The sequence below is a fragment of the Alistipes sp. DJF_B185 genome (genome assembly GCF_964250025.1).
In the GTDB taxonomy this organism is placed as follows: Bacteria; Bacteroidota; Bacteroidia; order Bacteroidales; family Rikenellaceae; genus Alistipes; species Alistipes finegoldii.
Genome location: NZ_CAXUDY010000008.1, coordinates 74,292 through 95,078, shown reverse-complemented (window position 1 = coordinate 95,078; position 20,787 = coordinate 74,292). Strand labels below are relative to the sequence as shown.

General features: G+C 58.6%; 16 protein-coding genes. 8 read left to right on the top strand and 8 right to left on the bottom strand.

From position 1 onward, the window contains the following. Positions 1–83 precede the first annotated feature (83 nt). From dnaE to ACESTR_RS11595, 4 genes are all read left to right on the top strand, one after another. On the top strand, positions 84–3,740 hold the full coding sequence (gene dnaE / locus ACESTR_RS11610; protein ID WP_270389165.1) for a DNA polymerase III subunit alpha: 3,657 nt from the start codon (positions 84–86) through the stop codon (positions 3,738–3,740). Between the two features lie 23 nt (positions 3,741–3,763). Continuing rightward, positions 3,764–4,078, top strand: a complete 315-nt coding sequence (gene trxA, locus ACESTR_RS11605; RefSeq protein WP_276720135.1) for a thioredoxin — start codon at positions 3,764–3,766, stop codon at positions 4,076–4,078. Between the two features lies 1 nt (position 4,079). Beyond that, positions 4,080–5,072 carry an aldose 1-epimerase gene (locus ACESTR_RS11600; RefSeq protein ID WP_373179309.1) on the top strand — a complete coding sequence of 331 codons (993 nt, stop codon included), beginning with the start codon at positions 4,080–4,082 and terminating at the stop codon, positions 5,070–5,072. Positions 5,073–5,574: 502 nt separating this feature from the next. Next, entirely contained in the window at positions 5,575–7,881 is a 2,307-nt protein-coding gene (locus tag ACESTR_RS11595; RefSeq protein WP_373179308.1) for a hypothetical protein, read from the top strand. 159 nt (positions 7,882–8,040) lie between these two features. Here the strand turns inward: ACESTR_RS11595 and ACESTR_RS11590 are convergent, their stop codons facing one another. Further along, positions 8,041–8,559, bottom strand: a complete 519-nt coding sequence (locus ACESTR_RS11590) for a nitroreductase family protein (protein WP_373179307.1) — start codon at positions 8,557–8,559, stop codon at positions 8,041–8,043. 173 nt (positions 8,560–8,732) lie between these two features. Between ACESTR_RS11590 and htpG the strand changes: the two genes are divergently transcribed. Next, positions 8,733–10,796, top strand: coding sequence for a molecular chaperone HtpG (htpG, locus tag ACESTR_RS11585; RefSeq protein ID WP_022044616.1), 2,064 nt, complete (start codon positions 8,733–8,735; stop codon positions 10,794–10,796). Positions 10,797–10,949: 153 nt separating this feature from the next. Here htpG and ACESTR_RS11580 read toward each other — a convergent pair whose 3' ends face one another. Genes ACESTR_RS11580 through ACESTR_RS11550 form a run of 7 tightly spaced genes read right to left on the bottom strand, consistent with a single transcriptional unit; the run spans position 10,950 to position 17,453 of the window. Continuing rightward, on the bottom strand, positions 10,950–11,363 hold the full coding sequence (locus tag ACESTR_RS11580; RefSeq protein ID WP_130062753.1) for an acyl-CoA thioesterase: 414 nt from the start codon (positions 11,361–11,363) through the stop codon (positions 10,950–10,952). 3 nt (positions 11,364–11,366) lie between these two features. Continuing rightward, on the bottom strand, positions 11,367–12,104 hold the full coding sequence (locus ACESTR_RS11575; RefSeq protein ID WP_014776467.1) for an FAD synthetase: 738 nt from the start codon (positions 12,102–12,104) through the stop codon (positions 11,367–11,369). A 25-nt stretch (positions 12,105–12,129) separates the two neighbouring features. Further along, the gene (locus ACESTR_RS11570; RefSeq protein WP_009598972.1) at positions 12,130–12,786 is read right to left on the bottom strand and encodes a redox-sensing transcriptional repressor Rex; all 657 of its coding nucleotides are present in this window, start codon (positions 12,784–12,786) and stop codon (positions 12,130–12,132) included. A gap of 7 nt (positions 12,787–12,793) precedes the next feature. After that, the gene (locus tag ACESTR_RS11565; protein WP_373179306.1) at positions 12,794–14,632 is read right to left on the bottom strand and encodes a LysM peptidoglycan-binding domain-containing protein; all 1,839 of its coding nucleotides are present in this window, start codon (positions 14,630–14,632) and stop codon (positions 12,794–12,796) included. Beyond that, entirely contained in the window at positions 14,629–15,396 is a 768-nt protein-coding gene (locus ACESTR_RS11560) for a 3'-5' exonuclease (RefSeq protein ID WP_009598946.1), read from the bottom strand. Before ACESTR_RS11560 ends, ACESTR_RS11565 begins: the two co-directional genes overlap by 4 nt. A gap of 11 nt (positions 15,397–15,407) precedes the next feature. Beyond that, positions 15,408–16,532 carry a DNA polymerase III subunit beta gene (gene dnaN, locus ACESTR_RS11555; protein WP_009598983.1) on the bottom strand — a complete coding sequence of 375 codons (1,125 nt, stop codon included), beginning with the start codon at positions 16,530–16,532 and terminating at the stop codon, positions 15,408–15,410. A gap of 39 nt (positions 16,533–16,571) precedes the next feature. Then, positions 16,572–17,453, bottom strand: a complete 882-nt coding sequence (locus ACESTR_RS11550) for a nucleoside phosphorylase (RefSeq protein WP_279063878.1) — start codon at positions 17,451–17,453, stop codon at positions 16,572–16,574. A 110-nt stretch (positions 17,454–17,563) separates the two neighbouring features. Between ACESTR_RS11550 and glmM the strand changes: the two genes are divergently transcribed. From glmM to ACESTR_RS11535, 3 genes are read left to right on the top strand one after another with little or no spacing between them, the layout of a single operon-like run. Beyond that, positions 17,564–18,955: a phosphoglucosamine mutase gene (gene glmM / locus ACESTR_RS11545; RefSeq protein ID WP_130062750.1), complete on the top strand. Its 1,392-nt coding sequence runs from the start codon at positions 17,564–17,566 to the stop codon at positions 18,953–18,955. 10 nt (positions 18,956–18,965) lie between these two features. Continuing rightward, positions 18,966–19,406 (top strand): copper resistance protein NlpE, encoded by a 441-nt coding sequence (locus ACESTR_RS11540; protein ID WP_195559673.1) that lies wholly within the window; start codon positions 18,966–18,968, stop codon positions 19,404–19,406. 12 nt (positions 19,407–19,418) lie between these two features. Beyond that, positions 19,419–20,786 (top strand): dipeptidase, encoded by a 1,368-nt coding sequence (locus ACESTR_RS11535; protein ID WP_009598961.1) that lies wholly within the window; start codon positions 19,419–19,421, stop codon positions 20,784–20,786. The last annotated feature ends 1 nt before the right edge of the window (position 20,787 follow it).

Below are 20,787 nucleotides of genomic sequence, written 5' to 3'. Positions count from 1 at the left end.
GTTGATAAAATGCAATAGCCCTGCCACGAAATCTGCGGAAATATCGCTATCTTTGTTCAGCCATAAAAACAGGAGTTAGAACCATGCCCGATTTCGTCCATCTGCACGTACATACCCAGTATTCGATCCTCGACGGCGCCGCCGCCATCAAGCCGCTCATCAAGCGGGCCAAGGCCCTCGGCATGAACGCCATCGCCATTACCGACCACGGCAACATGTACGGCGTCAAGAACTTCCACGATACCGCCACGGACGCCGGGGTCAAGCCGATTCTGGGCTGCGAGGTCTACGTGGTGAAAAACCGCTTCGAGAAGGACAAGGACGAGAAGGCCGGCGACCACCTGATCCTGCTGGCCAAGAACCTCGAAGGCTATCACAACCTCTGCAAGATGGTCTCCTACTCGTTTACCGAGGGATTTTATTACAAGCCGCGTATCGACAAGCAGCTGATCGAACAGTATCACGAGGGGCTGATCTGCTGCTCGGCGTGCTTGGGCGGCGAAGTGCCGCAGGCCATCATGCACAACGACATCGAGGAGGCCGAGCGCGTGGTCCAGTGGTTCAAGAACATCTTCGGCGAAGACTATTACCTCGAACTGCAGCTGCACCCTTCGGGCGATCCGCAGAAGGACGCGGACGTCTACGAAAACCAGCTGCGCGTCAATAAGGTGATTCTGGAGCTGGCGGCCAAATACGGCGTCAAGTATATCTGTTCGAACGACGTGCACTTCATCCTCGCCGAGGATGCCGTGGCGCACGACCATCTGATCTGTCTCAATACGGGCCGCGATCTGGACGATCCGAACCGTATGCGCTATACGTTTCAGGAGTATCTCAAGTCGCCCGAAGAGATGGCGGCGCTCTTCCCGGACCATCCCGAAGCGTTGGCCACGACGCTCGAAATCGCCGACAAGTGCGAGGATTACAAGCTGACGCACGCCCCGCTGATGCCCAACTTCCCGCCGCCGGAGGATTTCCCGATCGCCCTCGGCGAACTGCGCGAGTCGTTCGTCAAGAAGATCGAGGACGAGGAGATGCTGGCGAAGATCGGCGCCTGCGCCACCGTTCCGGAGCTGGAGGAGCTGGTGGCCGGCGACAAGGAGCTTTCGGACCGGTTGATGGTCGCCAAACAGTACTGTTACCTCAAGGACCTGACCTACAAGGGCGCGCACATGCGTTACGGCGACGTGCTGGACGAAAAGACCGAGGAGCGCATCAAATACGAGCTGAGCACGATCGAGTGGATGGGATTTCCGGGCTACTTCCTGATCGTGTGGGACTATATCCGCGCCGCGCGCGAAATGGGCGTGTCGGTGGGACCCGGCCGTGGCTCGGCCGCCGGTTCGGTGGTCGCCTACTGTCTGAAGATCACCAATATCGACCCGCTGAAATACGACCTGCTGTTCGAGCGTTTCCTCAATCCCGAACGCATCTCCCTCCCCGATGTCGATGTGGACTTCGACGAGGACGGCCGCGCCGACGTGCTGCGCTACTGCGTGCAGAAGTACGGCCAGAAGCGCGTGGCCCAGATCGTGACGTTCGGCACGATGGCCCCCAAGATGGCCATCAAGGACGTCGCCCGCGTGCAGAAACTGGCCCTCTCGGAGAGCGACCGCCTTTCGAAGCTGGTGCCCGACAAGGTCACGCCCGACAAGAAACACGGCGAGACGCCGTTCGATTTCGTCTACAAGGAGTCTCCGGAGCTGGCCGCCGAGCGCGAGTCGCCCAACCAGCTGATCCGCAATACGCTCAAATACGCCGAGAAGCTGGAAGGCTCGATCCGCCAGACGGGCGTGCATGCCTGCGGCGTGATCATCGGTCAGGACGACCTCGAAAAGTTCGCGCCGATGGCCATTGCCAAGGATGCCGAGCTGAACGTGGTGGAGTTCGAGGGCAAGGAGGTCGAAAGCGTCGGCCTGATCAAGATGGACTTTCTGGGACTGCGCACGCTGTCGATCATCAAGGACGCCGTGGAGAACGTCAAGGCGGTGCACGGCGTCGATGTGGACATAGACGGCATTTCGCTCGACGACGCGCCGACCTACGAGGTTTTCGCCCGCGGCGACACGACCGGCCTGTTCCAGTTCGAGTCCCCCGGCATGAAAAAGCACCTGCGCAACCTGAAGCCCAACCGCTTCGAGGACCTGATCGCCATGAACGCCCTCTACCGGCCCGGCCCGATGGAGTACATTCCCAACTTCATCGCCCGCAAGCACGGGCAGGAGCCGGTGACCTACGAGATCGCCGACATGGAGGAGTACCTGAACGACACCTACGGCATCACGGTCTATCAGGAGCAGGTCATGCTGCTGTCGCAGAAACTCGCCGGCTTCACGGGCGGCGAGGCCGACACGCTGCGCAAGGCCATGGGTAAGAAGAAGCGCGACGTGCTGGACAAGATGAAGCCCAAGTTCATCGAGGGTTGTAAGCAGCGCGGGCACGACGAGAAGATCTGCGACAAGATCTGGGGCGACTGGGAGGCGTTCGCCTCCTATGCCTTCAACAAGTCGCACTCGACCTGCTATGCCTATGTCGCTTACCAGACCGGCTACCTGAAGGCCCACTACCCTTCGGAGTTCATGGCGGCCCTGCTGAGCCGAAACCTCGCGGACATCAAGCAGCTCACGCTCTACATGAACGAGTGCAAGCGCATGGGAATCCGTGTGCTCGGTCCGGACATCAACGAATCGATGCGCACCTTCTCGTCCAACAAGGCGGGCGACGTGCGCTTCGGTCTGGGGGCCGTGAAGGGTGTCGGCGAAGCCGCCGTGGAGAGCATCATCGCGGAGCGCAACGCCAACGGCCGTTTCAAGGACATATACGACCTGATGGAGCGCGTGAACTTCTCGGCCGTAAACCGCAAGTGTTTCGAGAATCTGGCCTATGCCGGAGGTTTCGACTCGATATCGGGCTTCCACCGCGGCAAGTTCTTCGGTGCGGACGCGCGCGACAATACGGGCGTGACCTTCATCGAGCAGCTGATGCGTTACGGCCAGCGTTTTCAGGCCGAGAAGAACAACGCCCAGCAGAGTCTCTTCGGCGGTGGCGGACACGTTGACATCCAGCGCCCCGTGCTGCCCGCATGCGCCGACTGGAGCCAGCTCGAAACGCTGGCCAAGGAGCGCGAGATGATCGGTCTCTACCTCTCGGCGCACCCGCTCGACGACTACAAGATCATCATCAACCACATGTGCAAGACCCAGCTCACGGAGCTGGAAAACCTCGAAGCGCTCAAGGGGCAGGAGATCGCCGTCGCGGGTATGGTCGTCAGCGTGCAGAACCTCATCACCAAGACCGGCAAGCCGTGGGGCAAATTCGTGCTGGAGGATTACAACGGCACGCATGAATTCGCGCTGTTCAGCAAGGATTACGAGAATTTCCGCAAGTACCTCTTCTCGGATTATTTCCTCTTCGTCCGGGGACGGGTCCAGCCCAAGCCCTATAACGACAAGGAGCTGGAGTTCAAGATCATCTCGATGGTGCAGCTCTCGGAGATGCGCGACACGATGATCAAGGAGATGAACGTGCTGCTGCCCGTCGAGGACGTAACCCCGACGCTGGTACGCGAATTGACGGAGAAGGTGAAGGAGGCAAAGGGCGAGACCCTTTTCCGCATCAGCGTGATCGACCGCGAAGCGCATGTTTCGCTCAGTCTCTTCTCGAAGAGCCACAAGGTGAGTCTGACGCAGTCGCTGGTTTCGTATCTGGACGATAACGAGATAAAGTATTCCATCGCATAATAACATTTTAAAACTTAATAATTATGGCTTTAGCAATCACGAAAGAGAATTTTCAGGAAGTAATTTCATCGGAACTCCCCGTCGTCATCGACTTCTGGGCCGAGTGGTGCGGTCCGTGCCGCACGATCGCTCCCATCGTGGACGAACTCGCCGCCGAATACGAGGGCCGCGTGCTGATCGGCAAATGCGACGTGGAGGAGAATGACGAAATCACGATGAAATACGGCGTGCGCAACATCCCGACCATCGTCTTCCTCAAGGGCGGCGAACTGGTCGACAAGCAGGTAGGCGCCGCGCCGAAGGCCGCACTCGCGGAGAAGATCGAAAGACTGCTCTAAAATGCTCCGCAGCACCGACTGGCATGGGATGCGGGCCGTCGAGTTCTCGAAAGGCGACTATACGGCCCTGCTGATTCCGGGCATGGGCGCAAACCTCATCCGGCTGACCAATACGCGGCTGGGCGCCGAGATTCTGCGGGCGCCGGCCGACGACGAGGTCGAAACGTTCAAGGGACGGCCGCATGTCTTCGGACTGCCGATCCTGTTTCCGCCCAACCGGATCGAGGACGGGCGCTATACGTTCGGCGGTCGGACTTACCGCTTTCCCATCACGAACGCCAAAGAGCACCATTACCACCACGGCATCCTCAAGAGCCAGCCTTTTGCCGTGTCGAAGGCTTGGGAGACCGGGGAGGAGGTGCTGGTGGAGTGCCGCTACTATTCGAACGCCGGAAACGACACGATTTTCCGCGACTTTCCGCACGAGTTCAAATGCAAGATCACTTTCCGCCTTACGGCCCAAGGGCTGGAGCAGGAGGTGATGTTCGCCAACCGCAGTGCGGAGCCGATGCCCGTGGGCGTCGGGTTTCATACGCCGATGCAGATTCCCTTTGCGGGCGGTGAGGCGGCGGATTATGTGATGCGCGTCGCAGTTGGAGAACAAGTTGAGCTGAGCGGGCGTAATATCCCGACAGGGCGTAAGTTGCCGTTGTCGGAACAGTTCGCCAGACTGCGCGAAGGCGGATTGCGGGTAACGGACTGTGAGCCGATCGAAGCGGGCTTCACGCTGCGCGAAATCGAGGTGGACGGCAAGCCTTTCCGGGGGGCGCTGGTCGAGAATCTCCGTACGGGCGTCCGCACCTTCTACGAGGTCGATCGGCAGACGACCTATTGGACGATCTGGAACAACGGCGGCCGGGTGCCCTACTGCTGTCCCGAACCGCAGTCGTGGACGACGAACGCCCCGAACGCCGCGGACCCTGCGGCCGAAGGTTTTCAGGCGGTCGCTCCGGGCGAAAGCTGGCGCATGAAGTTCCGGCTGTACGCCAAGTGACCTGCCGGATGATTTACGAAACGGGGAATCCGTACGGATTCTTCAACGCAGACAGCGGGCCGAATTTCGGCCCGCTGTCTTTTTGCGCTATAGGTGATTTTGAGGGATGTCCGTGCCGCGTGCGAAAATGATATGCTGATTGCGATTTCAGGTGGTTTTCGGCTTGTAACGGGGCCTGTTTTGCTGTGGATTTGTATTATTTTGACTGGATATGTGGAGAATATATAAGCATGCTTCGGCTTAGTGATGATAAATTGTAATAGATGTCAATATTTACAAGGATTTAGCCGATCTCTCATTTTGTGCGGATTATACTTTTTTGTTCGTCCGGGTTTGTTTGCGAGGAATAAAATCACTACTTTAGCCGTCCACTCATTTTTTAATTTGTACTATGAAGAAAAATTTACTCAAATGCTTGTGCCTTCCGTTAGGCATGTTGTGTGTCGTATTGTCGGCCTGTTCGGACGACAATACGGAACCGACGAAAAAAACGGAGTATACGGTGACCGAATTCGCATCGACGACCATTCCTGAGACGATACCTGCCGAAGGCGGTGCCTACACGATGACTTTTACGACCCGCACCGAAACTCGCTCCCAGCCGGTCGTTCCCGTATTCGAACCGTGGCAGTACCGTGTGACGCTCGGTGAGGCTGTCGGCGATGCGATAGCCGTGACCGAACCCAAAACGGAAGTATCGGTCGTCATCGGTTCCAACTACAGCAAGGAACCGCGGGCGGTCGTCGTGGAAATGGCTGTAACAGAGGATGCCGCTACCCCCCCCCGGTGGATTCGGATCGTCGAGGCTGAACAGGAGCCTGCCTTAAAAGACTATTGTGTAACCGAATACGACTCCACGACCATTCCGGAAACGGTTCCTTACAACGGCGGCGGTTACAAACTCGGTTTCACCACGAGCATCGAGACCCGTGCGGCCGATCCGATTTTCGTCGAATGGCAGTACCGCGTGACGCTCGGCGACAAGGTCGGCGATCCGGTGGCGGTGACGGAGCGGACCGAGAGCATCGACGTCGAAATCGCGGGCAACTATACCGAGAACGAACGCAATATCGTTGTGGAGATGGCCGATGCGGGTGCGGAACCCCAATGGACGAAGATCGTCGAAGCCCGGCAGGAGGCCGCGCTCGTACTGACGGCCGGTTTCTATTGGGCGAAGGGCAACGTTACGCTTATGGACGGTAAATTCGCCGTTGCCGACAAGATGTCCGACCTCGGACTCTATTTCCGTCAGGGCAGCAAATACGGCGTGCCGTCGGACGGCGGTTCGTACGCCGGAACGGCCTATACGCCCGAAGCCGTGCAGGTGGCGCTGGCCGACATCCCCTACCGCCAGCCGAATACCGATCCGTGCACGATGATCGATGCCGGGCTGCGTACGCCGACTTATATGGAGCTTTTCTGTCTTTACGACCGGGAAGACTACATGAACCAGCATGTATTGGACGGCATTACCGGCATGGGGTATCTCAGCTCGGACTATTTCATGCCTTTCTGCGGCGCGCTGGAACTTGCTTCGGGGCAGATCAGCGGAAAGTCTCAGTTCGGCGGATATTGGGGACTGGGCGCCAATTATGCGGGTGAAGGTGTGATTTATGTACTCAACGCCGACTATTCGATGGTGGATTACGATCTTGCGGGCACGAACATGGCTTCGCTCCGCTGCGTGAAGAATATCCGCCAGCCTTCTTATGTGTCGCATACGCCGGCTTCGGTGACGGACAATGCTTCGTTCAAGCTTACCGTCAAGACCGATCCGGGTGAATTCCCGGCTTACGAGGTCGATATCGAAGCCGAGGACGGGGAGATTCGGTCCATCGACGCATCGCCGTCCGAGACGGAGGTTACGCTGACTGTGCCCAAGAACGACGAAGTCGAAAACCGCGAATGGCGGCTGTTCATCAACCGGGTTTATTCGGGTATCTCGTTCGTACAGCCGGGAAAGAAAAACTATGTGGATTACATATCCCACTCTCCGTCGAAAGCCACCTACGAAGCGTTTACGCTGAGTGTAAAGTGCGAGAGCGACCTTGCGTCGTTCCCCGTGGTCATCAAAGGCAGCGACGGGCTGGAGCTGACGCAGAACGGATCGAAGGAGAATCCGACCGTTTCGTTCTCGGTTCCCGAAAATGCGGGCGAGGAGCGCACGCTCGCCATCTGGGTCAACGGCTCCGATACCGGAAAGAGCGTCCGGCAGGAGGCCAACCCCGCGACGAACGCCTTCTCGGTGACTTGGAGCGAAGGCTACCTGACTGTCGTCGACGGAGCCTATACCTTTGCGGAACCCAAGGAGCGCGGTATGTACTTCAAGTGGAAGAGCAAGTACGGCATCAAGTTCGAAGGCACGGTTTCGAGTTCGACGAAATATCAGGGTGTGGTTTACGGACCCGACGAACAGTCGATTCCGAACTATGCGGACGTTCCCTACGGCGATGTGGATCCGTGTTCGCTCGTGGCGCCTGCCGGAACGTGGCGTATGCCCACTTCGGAGCAGCTTCTGGAACTTGTCGCCGACGGGGCGAAAGAATTCGAGCCTTATGCGTTCAGAATGTGCAGCGACGGTATGCAGGAGGTCTATCTGGCGAGCGCCGGACAGTTGGCCAACGACGGATTGTCGGTCAAGTCCGCCAATATTATATCGGTTTGGACTCCCGATGCGAGTGAGACCAAGCCAGGGCAGTATTCGTACCTGATGTGGCTGATGTCGACGGAGTCGTCCAAAGGCTCCGTCTCCGCTAATGGCGTTCTCCCGCAGACGGCCATGATGGTGCGCTGCGTGCGCAGCAAATAACGCGCTTGACCGGCGCAGATACGAAATAAGCGAAGGCCCGTGAGGCCTTCGCTTATTTTTTGCTGTCGGTTGTAGCCGGAATCTTCCGGTGTGCGCGGATGCGGAGGTTCGCAAAAACCGCCGCCTTTGCCGTCGGGGAATTTTGGGCTTCCGTTCCGGTCAGAAGGTTTCGTATACGACTGTTTCCGCGAGCGGTTTGCGCAGCAGGTCGTGACGGTCGGGATCGGCGGGAGTGCCGATGCCGTAGCCGATGAGCAGGATATTGACGGGTTCCACATGTTCCGGGAGCCGGAACTCTTCGCGGACGGCTTCGGGTTTGAACATGCAGATCCAGAGCGTGTCGAGCCCCAGCGACGCTGCGGCCAGCATCATGTGGTCGGTGACGATCGAAGCGTCGATGTCGCTGATCGTTTTACCGTCGTATTTGCGGGTCCATGCTTCGCCGGTGTCGGCGCAGACGATGACGGCGCAGGGAGCGCCGAAGTCGCGGGTGCAGCGTGCCAGACGCTCCATCTCCTCCTGCGAGCGTACGACGATGAGCCGCTGGGGCTGGCGGTTGGCGCCCGTAGGAGCCACGCGGCCCGCCTCCAGAATGATGTCGAGCTTTTCCTGCTCGACTTTTGCCGGGGCATATTTGCGGCATGCGTACCGCTTTTTTGCCAGAGAGAGAAAATCCATAGTGGTAACTGTTTGAAGTCGGACAAATATACGGCAAAAATCCCGCCGCGGCAACTTTTTACGGCGGCCTTTGTCATGCCCGACTGACAGTTTGGCAGAAAACGGGCGGTGGCACACGGTTTGTTAATGGATGGTTGGATGAAATGAATCAAAATACAGCTAAATATAAAACTATGAAAAACGGCAAAATCGGGGTTACGACGGAGAATATCTTCCCCGTGATTAAAAAGTTCCTCTATTCGGACCATGAAATTTTCCTGCGCGAGCTGATTTCCAATGCGGTCGATGCTACCCAGAAACTGAAGACGCTTTCGTCGATCGGCGAAATGAAGGGCGAGCTGGGCGACCTGACGATTCACGTCGCCGTGGACAAGGAGGCCAAAACGCTGACCGTGACCGACCGCGGTGTGGGCATGACCGCCGAAGAGGTGGACAAGTATATCAACCAGATCGCCTTCTCAGGCGCCGAGGAGTTTATGGAGAAGTACAAGAACCAGTCGATCATCGGTCATTTCGGACTGGGCTTCTACTCGTCGTTCATGGTGGCCGACAAGGTCGAGATCTTCACCAAATCCTATAAGAAAGAGGCCAAGACCGTGCATTGGAGCTGCACCGGCACGCCCGAATTCGAAATGGAGGAGACCGATGCGGAGCATGACCGCGGCACGACGATCGTCCTGCATCTTTCGGAGGATTCGCTGGAGTACGCCGAAAGTTCGAAGGTCGAGGAGCTGCTGCGCAAATACTGCCGGTTCCTGCCCGTGCCCATCGCTTTCGGCAAGGTCAAGGAGTGGAAGGACGGCAAGTACGTCGATACCGACAAGGACAACATCATCAACAACATCGATCCGCTTTGGACGCGCAAACCCGCCGACATCACAGAGGAGCAGTACAAGGAGTTCTATCATGAGCTATACCCGCTGAGCGACGAGCCGCTGTTCTCGATCCACCTGAATATCGACTATCCGTTCCACCTGACGGGCATCCTCTATTTCCCGAAGATCCACAACAACTTCGAGATACAGAAGAACAAGATTCAGCTCTATTCGAATCAGGTGTACGTGACGGATCAGGTCGAGGGCATCGTGCCGGAATACCTGACGCTGCTGCACGGCGTGATCGACTCGCCCGACATTCCGCTCAACGTGTCGCGGAGCTACCTGCAGAGCGACTCCAACGTGAAGAAGATTTCGAGCTACATCACCCGCAAGGTCGCCGACCGTCTGCAGGAGCTGTTCAACACCATGCGCGCGGACTACGAGGCGAAGTGGGACGATCTGAAGATATTCATCGAATACGGCATCCTGACCGACGAGAAGTTCTCCGAGAAGGCGCAGGAGTTCATGCTCTGGAAGAACATCGAGGGCAAGTATTTCACGCCTGCGGAGTATCTGGAGAAGGTGAAGGAGAACCAGACCGACAAGAACAAGACGGTCGTCTTCCTCTATGTGGACGATCCCGTGGAGAAGCACACGTTCCTCGAAGCGGCCAAGGCCAAGGGGTACGACGTGCTGCTGATGGACGGTCAGCTGGACAACCACTATATCAACTGGTACGAGTCGAAGAACAAGGAGACGCGCTTCGTGCGTGTGGACAGCGACGTGATCGACAAGCTGATCCAGAAGGAGGAGAATATCAAGATGTCGCTCACCGAGGCCCAGCAGGAGCTGCTGCGCCCGGTATTCGAGAGCCAGATGCCCAAGGACGACAAGATCCATTACAACATTTCGTTCGAGGCCATGTCGCCCGACGAAGCGCCCGTGGTCATCACGCAGAACGAATTCATGCGCCGTATGAAGGAGATGGCCGCGATGGGCGGCGGAGGCGGCATGAGCCAGTTCTACGGACAGATGCCCGACAACTTCACCATTGCGGTTAACGGCAACCACCCCATCGTCGCAGACATCCTCTCCGACGCGGAGAAGGCCTACGGCGACAAGCTGAAGTCGATCACCAAGAAGATCGACGCGGCGGTAGCCGAGGAGAACCGCTTCGACGAGGTGGTGAAGGGCAAGAAGGAAGAGGAGCTGACTCCCGAAGAGAAATCGACGCGCGAGGAGCTGTCGAAGAAGATCGTCACGCTGCGCGACGAGCGCAACGAGCGGCTGCGCGAGATCGGCGGCGAAAACCGGCTCGTCAAGCAGATCATCGACCTTGCGCTGCTGACCAACGGCATGCTCAAGGGCAAGAACCTGACCGACTTCATCCAGCGTTCGATTTCGCTGATCGAAAAATAGCCGAAGTCGCGTTCCGGAAAAAAGAACCGCATCCCGATGGGTGCGGTTCTTTCGTATGCGGTGTTTTTCAGTATCGTTCCGTTGGAGTCTCCGCCATTGCGTCGCTCCGGAGCCTTGCCGTAGCGGGAATCATCGGAGGTGTCGCTGCCGCTTCTACTCTTCCGTCCACTTGTCGGTGACCAGCTGCAGGAACCAGTCGGGAACGCGGCACGGGCGGCGCGTGTCGCTGTGGATGAAGCCCAGCTGCGTCATGCCCGTATTGAGCAGGTCGCCCTTTTCGTTGTAGATTTCGTAGAAGAAGTTGATGCGGGCCGTGGGAAGCTCTTTCAGCATGATGCGCACGGTGAGCAGTTCGTCGTAATAGGCCGGGCGGTGGTACTTGGACTGCACCTCCAGAATGGGCATCATGATACCCCGCTTCTCGACCTCGGCGAAGGACATGCCCAGCCAGCGGAGCAATTCGCTGCGCGCGGCTTCGTAATAGCAGATATAGTTCGAGTGGTGGCAGATCGCCATCTGGTCGGTATGCTTGTACCAAACCCTTATTTGACAGTCGTAACTCAGCATGGTTTAAAATGTTATGACGACACGCCCTTCGGGCAGTATGTCGCGGGTTATCAGTTCCTGAGCGGCATCGACCGTGAGCCGGGCCGGTTTGCCGTTGATGTGTGCGTCGTATTCGCCCGGAGGGGGCAGGAGTTTCAGCGGATCGTCCACCCGGATGCGGTTCCGCTGCGCCCGGCCGATTACCAGATAGGGGTGCGACAGCAGATGCGCGGCGCGCGCCATTTCGCCCTTTTCGACCAACCGCCGGATCACCGTCGAACTTACTTTTTCGGCGTCCACGTCGCATTCGGAAACCTCTATTACGCGCAGGCCGAAGCCGTGGCTGTCCAGATAATCGTAACTGCCCTGCTTGTTGTGTCCGAAGCGGTGGTTGAAGCCTACGACGAGCGTTTCGGCTCCCGTATGGCCTACGAGACAGTCGCGGACGAATTCGTCCGGAGCCAGCCGGCTGAAGGCTCTGTCGAAGGGGATGATGACCAGATTGTCGATCCCCAGCCGTTCGAGGAGGCAGATTTTCTCGTCGAGCGTCGTCAGCAGGCGCAGGCCGTCGGCCTTGCCGAGCGTGATGCGGGGATGCGGCTCGAAGGTGAATACGATGCTTTCGCCGCCCTGCCCGCGGGCCGCGGCGGTCACGGTGCGCAGCAGTTTCAGATGGCCGCTGTGCACGCCGTCGTACGATCCGACGGTCACCGCCGGATGCGTGAAATGCGGAAGCGCTTCGAAACCGTGAAAAACCCTCATTGCTCTCTCTCCTGCCGCTCTTTGTTTAGGTGTTGCTGCTGTTTTTCTCTTCGTTCTCCTTGACGAAGTAGGCTACTTTTTCGAGCAGCGTGGTGATGTCGTAATTCTCGACTACGATGCCCTGCGGAAAGTTCAGCGGCGTGGAGGTGAAGTTCAGCACGCCACGGATTCCGGCGTTGATGATCGGAACGACCAGACTGGGCGCCACCTGCGTCGGCGAGGAGACGATCACGATGCTGATGTCCTTGTCCTCGACGATCTCTTCGAACGTATCCATGTGATAGCACGGAATGCCGTCGATGGTCTTGCCGACCTTGCCGGGATCGACGTCGAACGCGGCGGTGATTTTCAGTTTGAGTCCCTTGCCGTTGAAATATTTGGTGATGGCCTGTCCGAGGTGTCCCATGCCCAGCACGGCGATATTCATCTGCGAAGGGCTGTCGAGGATTCGGCTGATGTATTCGATGAGCACCTGCACGTCGTACCCTTTCTTCGTATCGCTCGAAAAGCCGATCAGCATCAGGTCGCGCCGGACCTGCACGGCCGTGATGCCGTGGATGCCCGCCAGCACGTGCGAGAAGATATGCGTGATCCCCTGTTTGTGGCTGGCCAGCAGCGTGCGGCGGTATTCGCTCAGACGCTCGATGGTTTTTTCGGGTATTGCGTTTGTCAAAGATGCCATAGTCTTGCTATTCGACGGTTATCGTGAAGTCGCTGTTGTAGTTGACTCTCATCCAGCTGCGGTTGACGTGGTTGTGGCGCTCCTCGCCCTGTCCGAAGAGATAGGAGGTCTGAAGGGGCGCGTAACTCCGGCCTTCCATGTCGTACTCGATGTCGTTGTACATCGCGGGGCAGAAGATCACCGCCGCATCGTAGCCGCGGTACGAAAAGAGCGTGGGCAGCGACCCGAAGGAGCGGATATAGGCGCTGTCGAAGTCGAGAATCGTCTGCGAGTCGCGCTTGGCGTGGTAGGTCGAGATGAAGATCACGCGGTCCTTGAAGAACATCGTGCGGTCGATGTTGTTCATGCGGTTCCAGCGCGTATTGCCCAGCACGACGAACCGGGGGGCCGTGCGGCCGCGGCTCGATATGTTGGTGTCGGCCGAAGCGATGGCCGCCAGAATGCGGTCCACGTCCACCTCGTTGTCGGACATGACGATGAATACGTTGTCGGCGCCGTTGTCCAGCAGCGGCGTCAGATCGCCCGAATTGCTGTTCGTGCGGGCCGACGGATGGACATATTTATAGGTATGCTTCTTATAGTCCGAATCGCCGAGCAGCGTCAGTATCTCCTTCTCGAACTCCTTGTCCGTACTTTCGGTGTAGATCAGCGTTACCTGCCGGTCCCCGTTCACCAGTTCGGCGGCCTTCTCCCATTTGTGCGCCGGGTCGGGCGCCATCTGGAACAGCACGTCGCTGTTCATGCCCGTGATGTTGGCCAGCGGCGAAACGACGGGCACGTTGTGCTCCTCGGCGAACCGGATGACCGGATACAGCCCCTCCTCGTAGACCGGACCGATGATCAGGTCGGTATTGCGGAAGGCGTCGCTCTCGGTGATTTCGCGGATTTTCTCCGCATCGCGGGCCGTGTTGTACAGGCAGACGTTCATCGAATAGCCGGATTTGGTCTTCACGCTGTCCAGTCCGAGCAGAAATCCCTGATAGAACTCCAGATAGTTGGAATTGGCGTCGCCGTCGACGGCGATCGGCAGCATCAGGGCGACGTCGAGCGTCGCACTGCGCCGCAGTGCGCGGAATTCGATCTCCTTCACCCTGTTGTCGGCGGAGAGGTCGGGGACGGAGTCCGCGCGCACGGTGTCGGCAGGCTGCCGCTCCCCGGCGGCCAGCTCTTCGGGAGAACCCGGAACCTTGATGATCGCTCCGGCTTTCAGGTCGGCGGGTTTCAGCCCTCCGTTGAGCGTGCCGAGCTGCTCTTCGGTGATGCCGAAGCGGCGCGACAGCGAATAGAAGGTTTCGCCCGGCTTGACCATATGATAGGCATAGCCCTCCTCGGCGACGCTGTTGAGCGTATTGCGGTAGGCTTCCCACTGCTCCTTGGCGCCGGCCTCGTCTTCGGAGCCGATCTCCTTCTTGCGGATCAGGATGCGCTCTCCGAGCCGCAGGTTGGTCGGATCGAGACTCGGATTGTCCTCGATGACGGTCTGGATCGGGATTTCGTACTTGCGCGAAATGGCGTACAGGGTTTCGCCCTGCGCGACGGTGTGGGAGTCGAAGGTCCTGCGCAGCTTCCGCTCCGACTTGGGTTCGGGCACGGCCGTCACGAAGGGTATCTTGACGTTCTCCCCCGCCTTCAGCCCGCCGCCTGCCGACGGATTGTACTGAAGAATCACCTTCTCGCCCACCTCGTACGCCTTAGACAGTCCGTAAAGCGTTTCGCCGGGCTGCACCGTATGGATGTAGAATTTCGAGCCGTTGATGTAAACGATCGTTCCCGACTTCTGCACCGCGAAGGCGCACACGCTCAACAGGAGCAGCAAGACTGTCGCACAAAGTCGCTTCATCGTCATTTCAGTTTTTCGCGCATGCGGATTTCGGTGATGACCTTCTTGGTGTAGAGCGGGAAATCGCCGTTCATCATCCATGCGTAATAACTCGGTTCCATGCGGAAGACCTCCTCCACGCTGCGGCCCTTGTATTTGCCGAATCCGAAGACCTCCTCGCCTTTTTCGTTGAAGAGGATGCGTCCGGCGTAGTCGGCCGTTTCGGCGCGGGTCGAGAATTCGGCCAGCTTGTCGATGTCGTTCTCCAGATCGGGATAACGCTCCAGCTGGGCCTTGAGCACCTCGTAGGTCGCCAGCGTGTCGGCCTCGGCCGAGTGTGCGTCGTCCAGATCCTTGTCGCAGTAGAACTTGTAGGCCGCCACCAGCGTGCGCTGCTCCTTCTTGTGGAAGATGTTCTGCACGTCGATGAATTTGCGGCGCTTGAAGTCCACGTCCACTCCCGCGCGCAGGAACTCCTCGACCAGCACCGGCAGGTCGAAGCGGTTCGAATTGAACCCTCCGAAGTCGCAGCCGCGGATAAACTGTTCGAGCGATTTGGCGACCTGCGCGAAGGTCGGGCAATCCTTGACGTCCTCGTCCGTAATGCCGTGGATGGCGGTAGCCTCCTCCGGAATGTGCATTTCCGGATTGAGCTTGCGGGTTTTGACGATCTCTTCGCCGTCGGGCATGATCTTGGCCATCGAAATCTCGACGATGCGGTCCTTGGCGGTGTCCACGCCGGTCGTTTCGAGGTCGAAGAAGATGATCGGGCGCTTGAGGTTTAACTTCATCTGAGGGGCCGTTATGCGTTGATCATCATCGGCATGAGCAGCATGAGCGTCGAGCTTGTCTGCTTGTCGTCATATACGGGTTTGAAGACGCCGGCACGGGTCGAGTCGGCCAGTTCGATGACCACGGTCGGCGTGTCCATGTTCGAGAGTATCTCGACGAGGAACGTCGATTTGAAGCCGATCGTGATCTCCTCGCCGTCGTAGCTGCACGAAATGGTCTCGTTGGCCGACACCGAGAAGTCGATGTCCTGCGCCGTGAGGTTGATCCGGTTGTCGCCGATGTCCATGCGGATCAGGTTGGTGGTCGGATTCGAGCAGACCGCCACGCGCTTGATGCCGTTCACCAGCTCGACGCGGTCCACCAGCACCTTGTTGGGGTTGTTGGCCGGAATCACGGCGTTGTAGTTCGGGTAGTTGCCCTCGATCAGACGGCAGACGAGCGTGTGGCTCTTGAGCTTGAAGAGCGCGTTTTTCGAGTCGAAGCTCATCTCGATGGCGTCGTCCTCCTTCAGCAGCACCGATTTGAGCAGGTTGGCCGGTTTCTTGGGCAGGATGAACGAAGCCGTGACTTCGTTCGCGGTCTCGGACTCGTACTTCACGAGCTTGTGCGCGTCGGTGCCCACGAACGTCAGCGCGCCGGGCGCCAGATTGATGTAGATGCCGTTCATCACGGGACGCAGTTCGTCGTCGGCCGTGGCGAAGATCGTCTTGTTGATGCCGTTGACCAGCGTATCCACGTCCATGCTCAGCTCCTTCTTCTCGGCGCTCAGCTGCGGTACGGCGGGATAGCTCACGGCGCTCGCGCCGGGAATCGAGAGCGAACCGCTCTTCCAGTTGATCGTGATTTCCCAGTTCTTATCGTTTACGTCGATGGTCAGCGGCAGTTCGGAGAACTCCTTCAGGGAGTCGAGCATCAGTTTGGCGGGTGCGGCGATGGTTCCCTCGCTCTCCACGCTGTCTACCGTAATGGAGCCGATGAGCGTCGTTTCGAGGTCCGATGTCGTGACCTTCAGTTCGTTGCCGCTCAGCTCCATCAGGAAGTAATCCAAGATGGGAAGCGTGTTCTTATTGCTGATAACCTTGCCGGTGGTAGCCAGAAGCGAGAGCAGGGCCGAGCTTGATACTGAAAATTTCATACGTTTGTTTCCTTTCTTTATTTTCTGTTATGGTTTCTGTTATTCTAAAACTGCGAGTTTGTCGAGCGCCGTGGAGATCATCTTGCGCACGAAGGGTTTGTAGTCCGTATCGACGTTCTGGGCGATGCGCTGGGCGATGATCGTGCAGATCGTGGCGGCGCGGTGGCCCATCAGGGCCGCCAGACCGGCCAGCGCCGAACCCTCCATTTCGAAGTTGGTGATGCGGCGTCCGTGGTAGTCGAACGATTCGATCTTCTCGTTGAGCCGCGCGTCCTGCGGTTCGAGGCGCACCCAGCGGCCCTGCGGCGCATAGAAGCCCGGAGCGGCGATGGTGATGCCCTCGCGCGTCACGTCGCGGAAATGCTCGAACAGCGTCTTGTCGGCGTCGATGAAGTAGGGCTTGGGAAGCAGTTCGTTCCAGCCGACGTGCTCCATGAAAGCCTTTTCGATGGCGAGGTCGCAGACGTCGTTGCGGCCCTTGTAGTAGTTCAGCAGGCCGTCGAAGCCCACCGACGTGCGCGAGAAGACGAACTCCCCTACCTTGATGTCGGGCTGGATGGCGCCCGAAGTGCCCAGACGCACCAGCGTCAGCTGCCGTTTCTGCGCCTTCTCCTGCCGGGTGGCGAAATCGACGTTGGCCAGCGCGTCCAACTCCGTGACCGAGATGTCGATGTTGCCGATGCCGATGCCCGTCGAAAGGACCGTCATGCGTTTTCCCTTGTAGGTGCCCGTCACGGTCTTGAATTCGCGGTTGGCGACTTCGCATTCTCTGGTGTCGAAAAATTCCGCAACCAAGGCCACGCGGCCGGGGTCTCCGACGAGAATCACCGTGTCGGCGAGCTGCTCCGGCAGCAGGTGCAGGTGGAAAATCGAACCGTCGTTGTTGATAATCAATTCAGAAGCAGGAATCGTTCTCATAATAGTCGTTTTTAATTTTCATAATTGGCATAAAAGTAATATATTTACCTCGAATATCAAAACTTCGAAGACAATTTTTCATAAATATATGTATAGATAAACCTCTTTAAAATATGACACTCATCAAATCCATTTCCGGCATCCGCGGCACGGTGGGCGGGGCGCAGGCCGAGAACCTGACGCCCCCCGACGTCGTGAAATTCACCACTGCATACGCACGTCTGATCGCCGAGCGGAATCCCGGCAAAAAACTAACCATAGTCGTAGGCCGCGACGCCCGTATTTCGGGCGAAATGGTCTCCGATCTGGTCGAGGGCACCCTGCTGGCCTGCGGCGCCGACGTGATCAACGTCGGGCTTTGCACCACGCCGGGCACCGAGATGGCCGTCATCACCAAGCGGGCCGACGGCGGCATCATCATCACCGCGTCGCACAACCCGCGTCAGTGGAACGCCCTGAAGCTGCTCAACTCCGACGGCGAATTCCTCACCGACGCCGAGGGCAAGCGCGTGCTGGCGATGGCCGAGGAGGAGGGCTTCGAGTACCCCGGCGTGGACGGCATCGGGCATGTGCTTTCGCGCGAACCGTTCAACCGGACGCATATCGAGCAGGTGCTGGCGCTTCCGCTCGTGGACGCCGAGGCGGTCCGCAAACGCCGCTTCAAGGTGGTCGTGGACGCCGTGAATTCCGTGGGCGGCATCGTGATGCCGGAGCTTCTGCGGCGGCTGGGGTGCGAAGTCGTGGAGCTGAACTGCGACCCGACGGGCGAATTCGCCCACAACCCCGAACCGCTGCCCGAAAACCTGACCGGAATCGCGGAGACGATCCGCCGCGAGAAAGCCGATCTGGGCATCGTCGTCGATCCCGACGTGGACCGGCTGGCGCTGGTCAGCGAGGACGGCTCGATGTTCGTCGAGGAGTATACGCTGGTTGCCGTGGCCGACTATATTCTGTCGAAGAATCCGGGCGGCGACACCGTTTCGAACCTCTCCTCGTCGCGGGCGCTGCGCGACGTTACCGAACGGCACGGCGGCAAATACTCCGCATCGGCCGTCGGCGAGGTGAACGTGGTGGCCAAGATGAAGGAGACGGGCGCCGTGATCGGCGGCGAAGGCAACGGCGGCGTGATCTATCCGGAGTTACACTACGGCCGCGACGCGCTGGTCGGGACGGCACTCTTTTTGACGTGGCTCGCCCACAAGGGGATGACCATGACGCAGCTGCGCGCCACCTATCCCCCGTACTTCGCCTCGAAGAACAAGATCGAGCTGACGCCGGCGATCGACGTGGATAAAGTGCTACGTGAGATAAAGGAGCGTTATGCCGGTGAAAACGTGAACGATATAGACGGCGTTAAAATCGACTTCGCGGAAAATTGGGTACACCTGCGCAAGTCCAATACCGAGCCGATCATCCGCGTCTACACCGAGGCGAAATCCATAGCGGAAGCCGATGCGCTGGCGCAGCGTTTCATCGGCGAGATAAAAGCGATATGCAACATTTAATTTATAGATTATGAAAAGTGGAATTTTGATCCTCGCGGCGGCCGCCCTGCTTGCGGCCTGCGGCGGAAATACACAGAAAAAAGCTGCTTCCGGCGGTGCCGAAACCGTCGCCGAAGCGCCCGACATGCATACGGCCGAGACCTCGCTCGACTATCAGGGCACCTATGCCGGAACGCTTCCGGCAGCGGATTGTCCGGGCATCGAGACCCGTCTGACACTGAAAAAGGACGGCACTTTCGACCTGCACATGAAATACATCGACCGTGACGCGGAATTCGATACGAAGGGCGGCTACTCCGTGAGGGGCAACCTGCTGACCCTGACTCCCGAAAACGGCGAGGAGGTCGAGTACTACAAGGTCGAGGAGAACCGCCTGCGCCGGCTCGACGCCGACAAGCAGCCCGTGACGGGTCCGCTGGACGAAAACTACGTATTGAAGAAAACCGAATAAAACCCCGGAAAAATGGATAAAGTAAAGAAATATATAGACGCAAATAAAGATCGCTTTATCAGCGAGTTGTTCGATCTCCTGCGCATCCCTTCGATCAGCGCGCAGAGCGAGCACCGGCCCGACATGACGCGGTGCGCCGAATGGCTGGCCGCAGCGCTCGTGAAGGCGGGCGCCGACCATGCCGAGGTGTTTCCCACCGAGGGCAATCCGGTGGTTTACGCCGAGAAGACGGTCGATCCCAAGGCCAAGACCGTATTGGTCTACGGCCACTACGACGTGATGCCCGTCGATCCGCGCAGCGAGTGGCGGACCGAGCCGTTCGAGCCGGTCATCCGCGACGGCCGTATCTGGGGCCGCGGCGCCGACGACGACAAGGGCCAGTTGTGGATGCACGCCAAGGCGTTCGAGGCGATGTGCGCCGAGGAGTGCCTGCCCTGCAACGTGAAATTCATGCTGGAGGGCGAGGAGGAGATCGGCTCGCCGAGTCTCTACAAATTCTGCGAGCAGAACAAGAAGATGCTCAAGGCCGATATTATATTGGTATCGGACACTTCGATGATCTCGATGCAGACCCCCTCCATCACCTGCGGCTTGCGGGGCTTGGCTTACATGGAGGTCGAGGTGACGGGACCCGACAAGGACCTGCATTCGGGGCTGTTCGGCGGTGCGGTCGCCAATCCCGCCAACGTGCTGACGCGCCTTGTGGCGCAGTTGGTCGATGCTGAGGGGCGCGTGACGATCCCCGGCTTCTACGACGACGTGCGCGAGCTCACTCCGGCCGAGCGCAAGGCCTTCAACAAGGCGCCGTTCAGCCTCGCGGCCTACAAGAAGTCGCTCTCGATCGGCGACGTGGAGGGCGAAGCGGGCTACACGACGCTCGAACGTACGGGCGTGCGTCCGTCGCTCGACGTGAACGGCATCTGGGGCGGCTATATCGAGGAGGGCACCAAGACGGTGATCCCGTCGAAGGCGTCGGCCAAGATTTCGATGCGGCTGGTGCCGAATCAGGATTACCGCAAGATCAGCAAGCTGTTCGAAAAATATTTCAAATCGATCGCTCCCAAGAGCGTGAAGGTCACGGTCAAGTCGCTGCACGGCGGCATGCCCTACGTCGCGCCGACCGACATGCCGGCCTACAAGGCGGCGGAGAAGGCCGTGGCGGAGACTTTCGGCAAGAAACCCCTGCCCTTCTATTCGGGCGGCTCGATTCCGATCATCAGCGGTTTCGAGTCGATTCTGGGCATCAAGTCGCTGCTCATCGGCTTCGGACTGGCCGAAGACGCGATCCATTCGCCCAACGAGAGCTACGGACTCGAACAGTTCTACAAGGGCGTCGAGACCATTCCGCTGTTCTACAAGTATTTCGCGGAGCAGAAGTAGC

Bases quoted from the DNA above. Each gene is read 5' to 3' on its own strand.
- dnaE (WP_270389165.1), top strand. From the start codon at position 84: ATGCCCGATTTCGTCCATCTGCACGTACATACCCAGTATTCGATCCTC.
- trxA (WP_276720135.1), top strand. From the start codon at position 3,764: ATGGCTTTAGCAATCACGAAAGAGAATTTTCAGGAAGTAATTTCATCG.
- ACESTR_RS11600 (WP_373179309.1), top strand. From the start codon at position 4,080: ATGCTCCGCAGCACCGACTGGCATGGGATGCGGGCCGTCGAGTTCTCG.
- ACESTR_RS11590 (WP_373179307.1), bottom strand. From the start codon at position 8,559: ATGGATTTTCTCTCTCTGGCAAAAAAGCGGTACGCATGCCGCAAATAT.
- htpG (WP_022044616.1), top strand. From the start codon at position 8,733: ATGAAAAACGGCAAAATCGGGGTTACGACGGAGAATATCTTCCCCGTG.
- ACESTR_RS11580 (WP_130062753.1), bottom strand. From the start codon at position 11,363: ATGCTGAGTTACGACTGTCAAATAAGGGTTTGGTACAAGCATACCGAC.
- ACESTR_RS11575 (WP_014776467.1), bottom strand. From the start codon at position 12,104: ATGAGGGTTTTTCACGGTTTCGAAGCGCTTCCGCATTTCACGCATCCG.
- ACESTR_RS11570 (WP_009598972.1), bottom strand. From the start codon at position 12,786: ATGGCATCTTTGACAAACGCAATACCCGAAAAAACCATCGAGCGTCTG.
- ACESTR_RS11565 (WP_373179306.1), bottom strand. From the start codon at position 14,632: ATGACGATGAAGCGACTTTGTGCGACAGTCTTGCTGCTCCTGTTGAGC.
- ACESTR_RS11560 (WP_009598946.1), bottom strand. From the start codon at position 15,396: ATGAAGTTAAACCTCAAGCGCCCGATCATCTTCTTCGACCTCGAAACG.
- dnaN (WP_009598983.1), bottom strand. From the start codon at position 16,532: ATGAAATTTTCAGTATCAAGCTCGGCCCTGCTCTCGCTTCTGGCTACC.
- glmM (WP_130062750.1), top strand. From the start codon at position 17,564: ATGACACTCATCAAATCCATTTCCGGCATCCGCGGCACGGTGGGCGGG.
- ACESTR_RS11540 (WP_195559673.1), top strand. From the start codon at position 18,966: ATGAAAAGTGGAATTTTGATCCTCGCGGCGGCCGCCCTGCTTGCGGCC.
- ACESTR_RS11535 (WP_009598961.1), top strand. From the start codon at position 19,419: ATGGATAAAGTAAAGAAATATATAGACGCAAATAAAGATCGCTTTATC.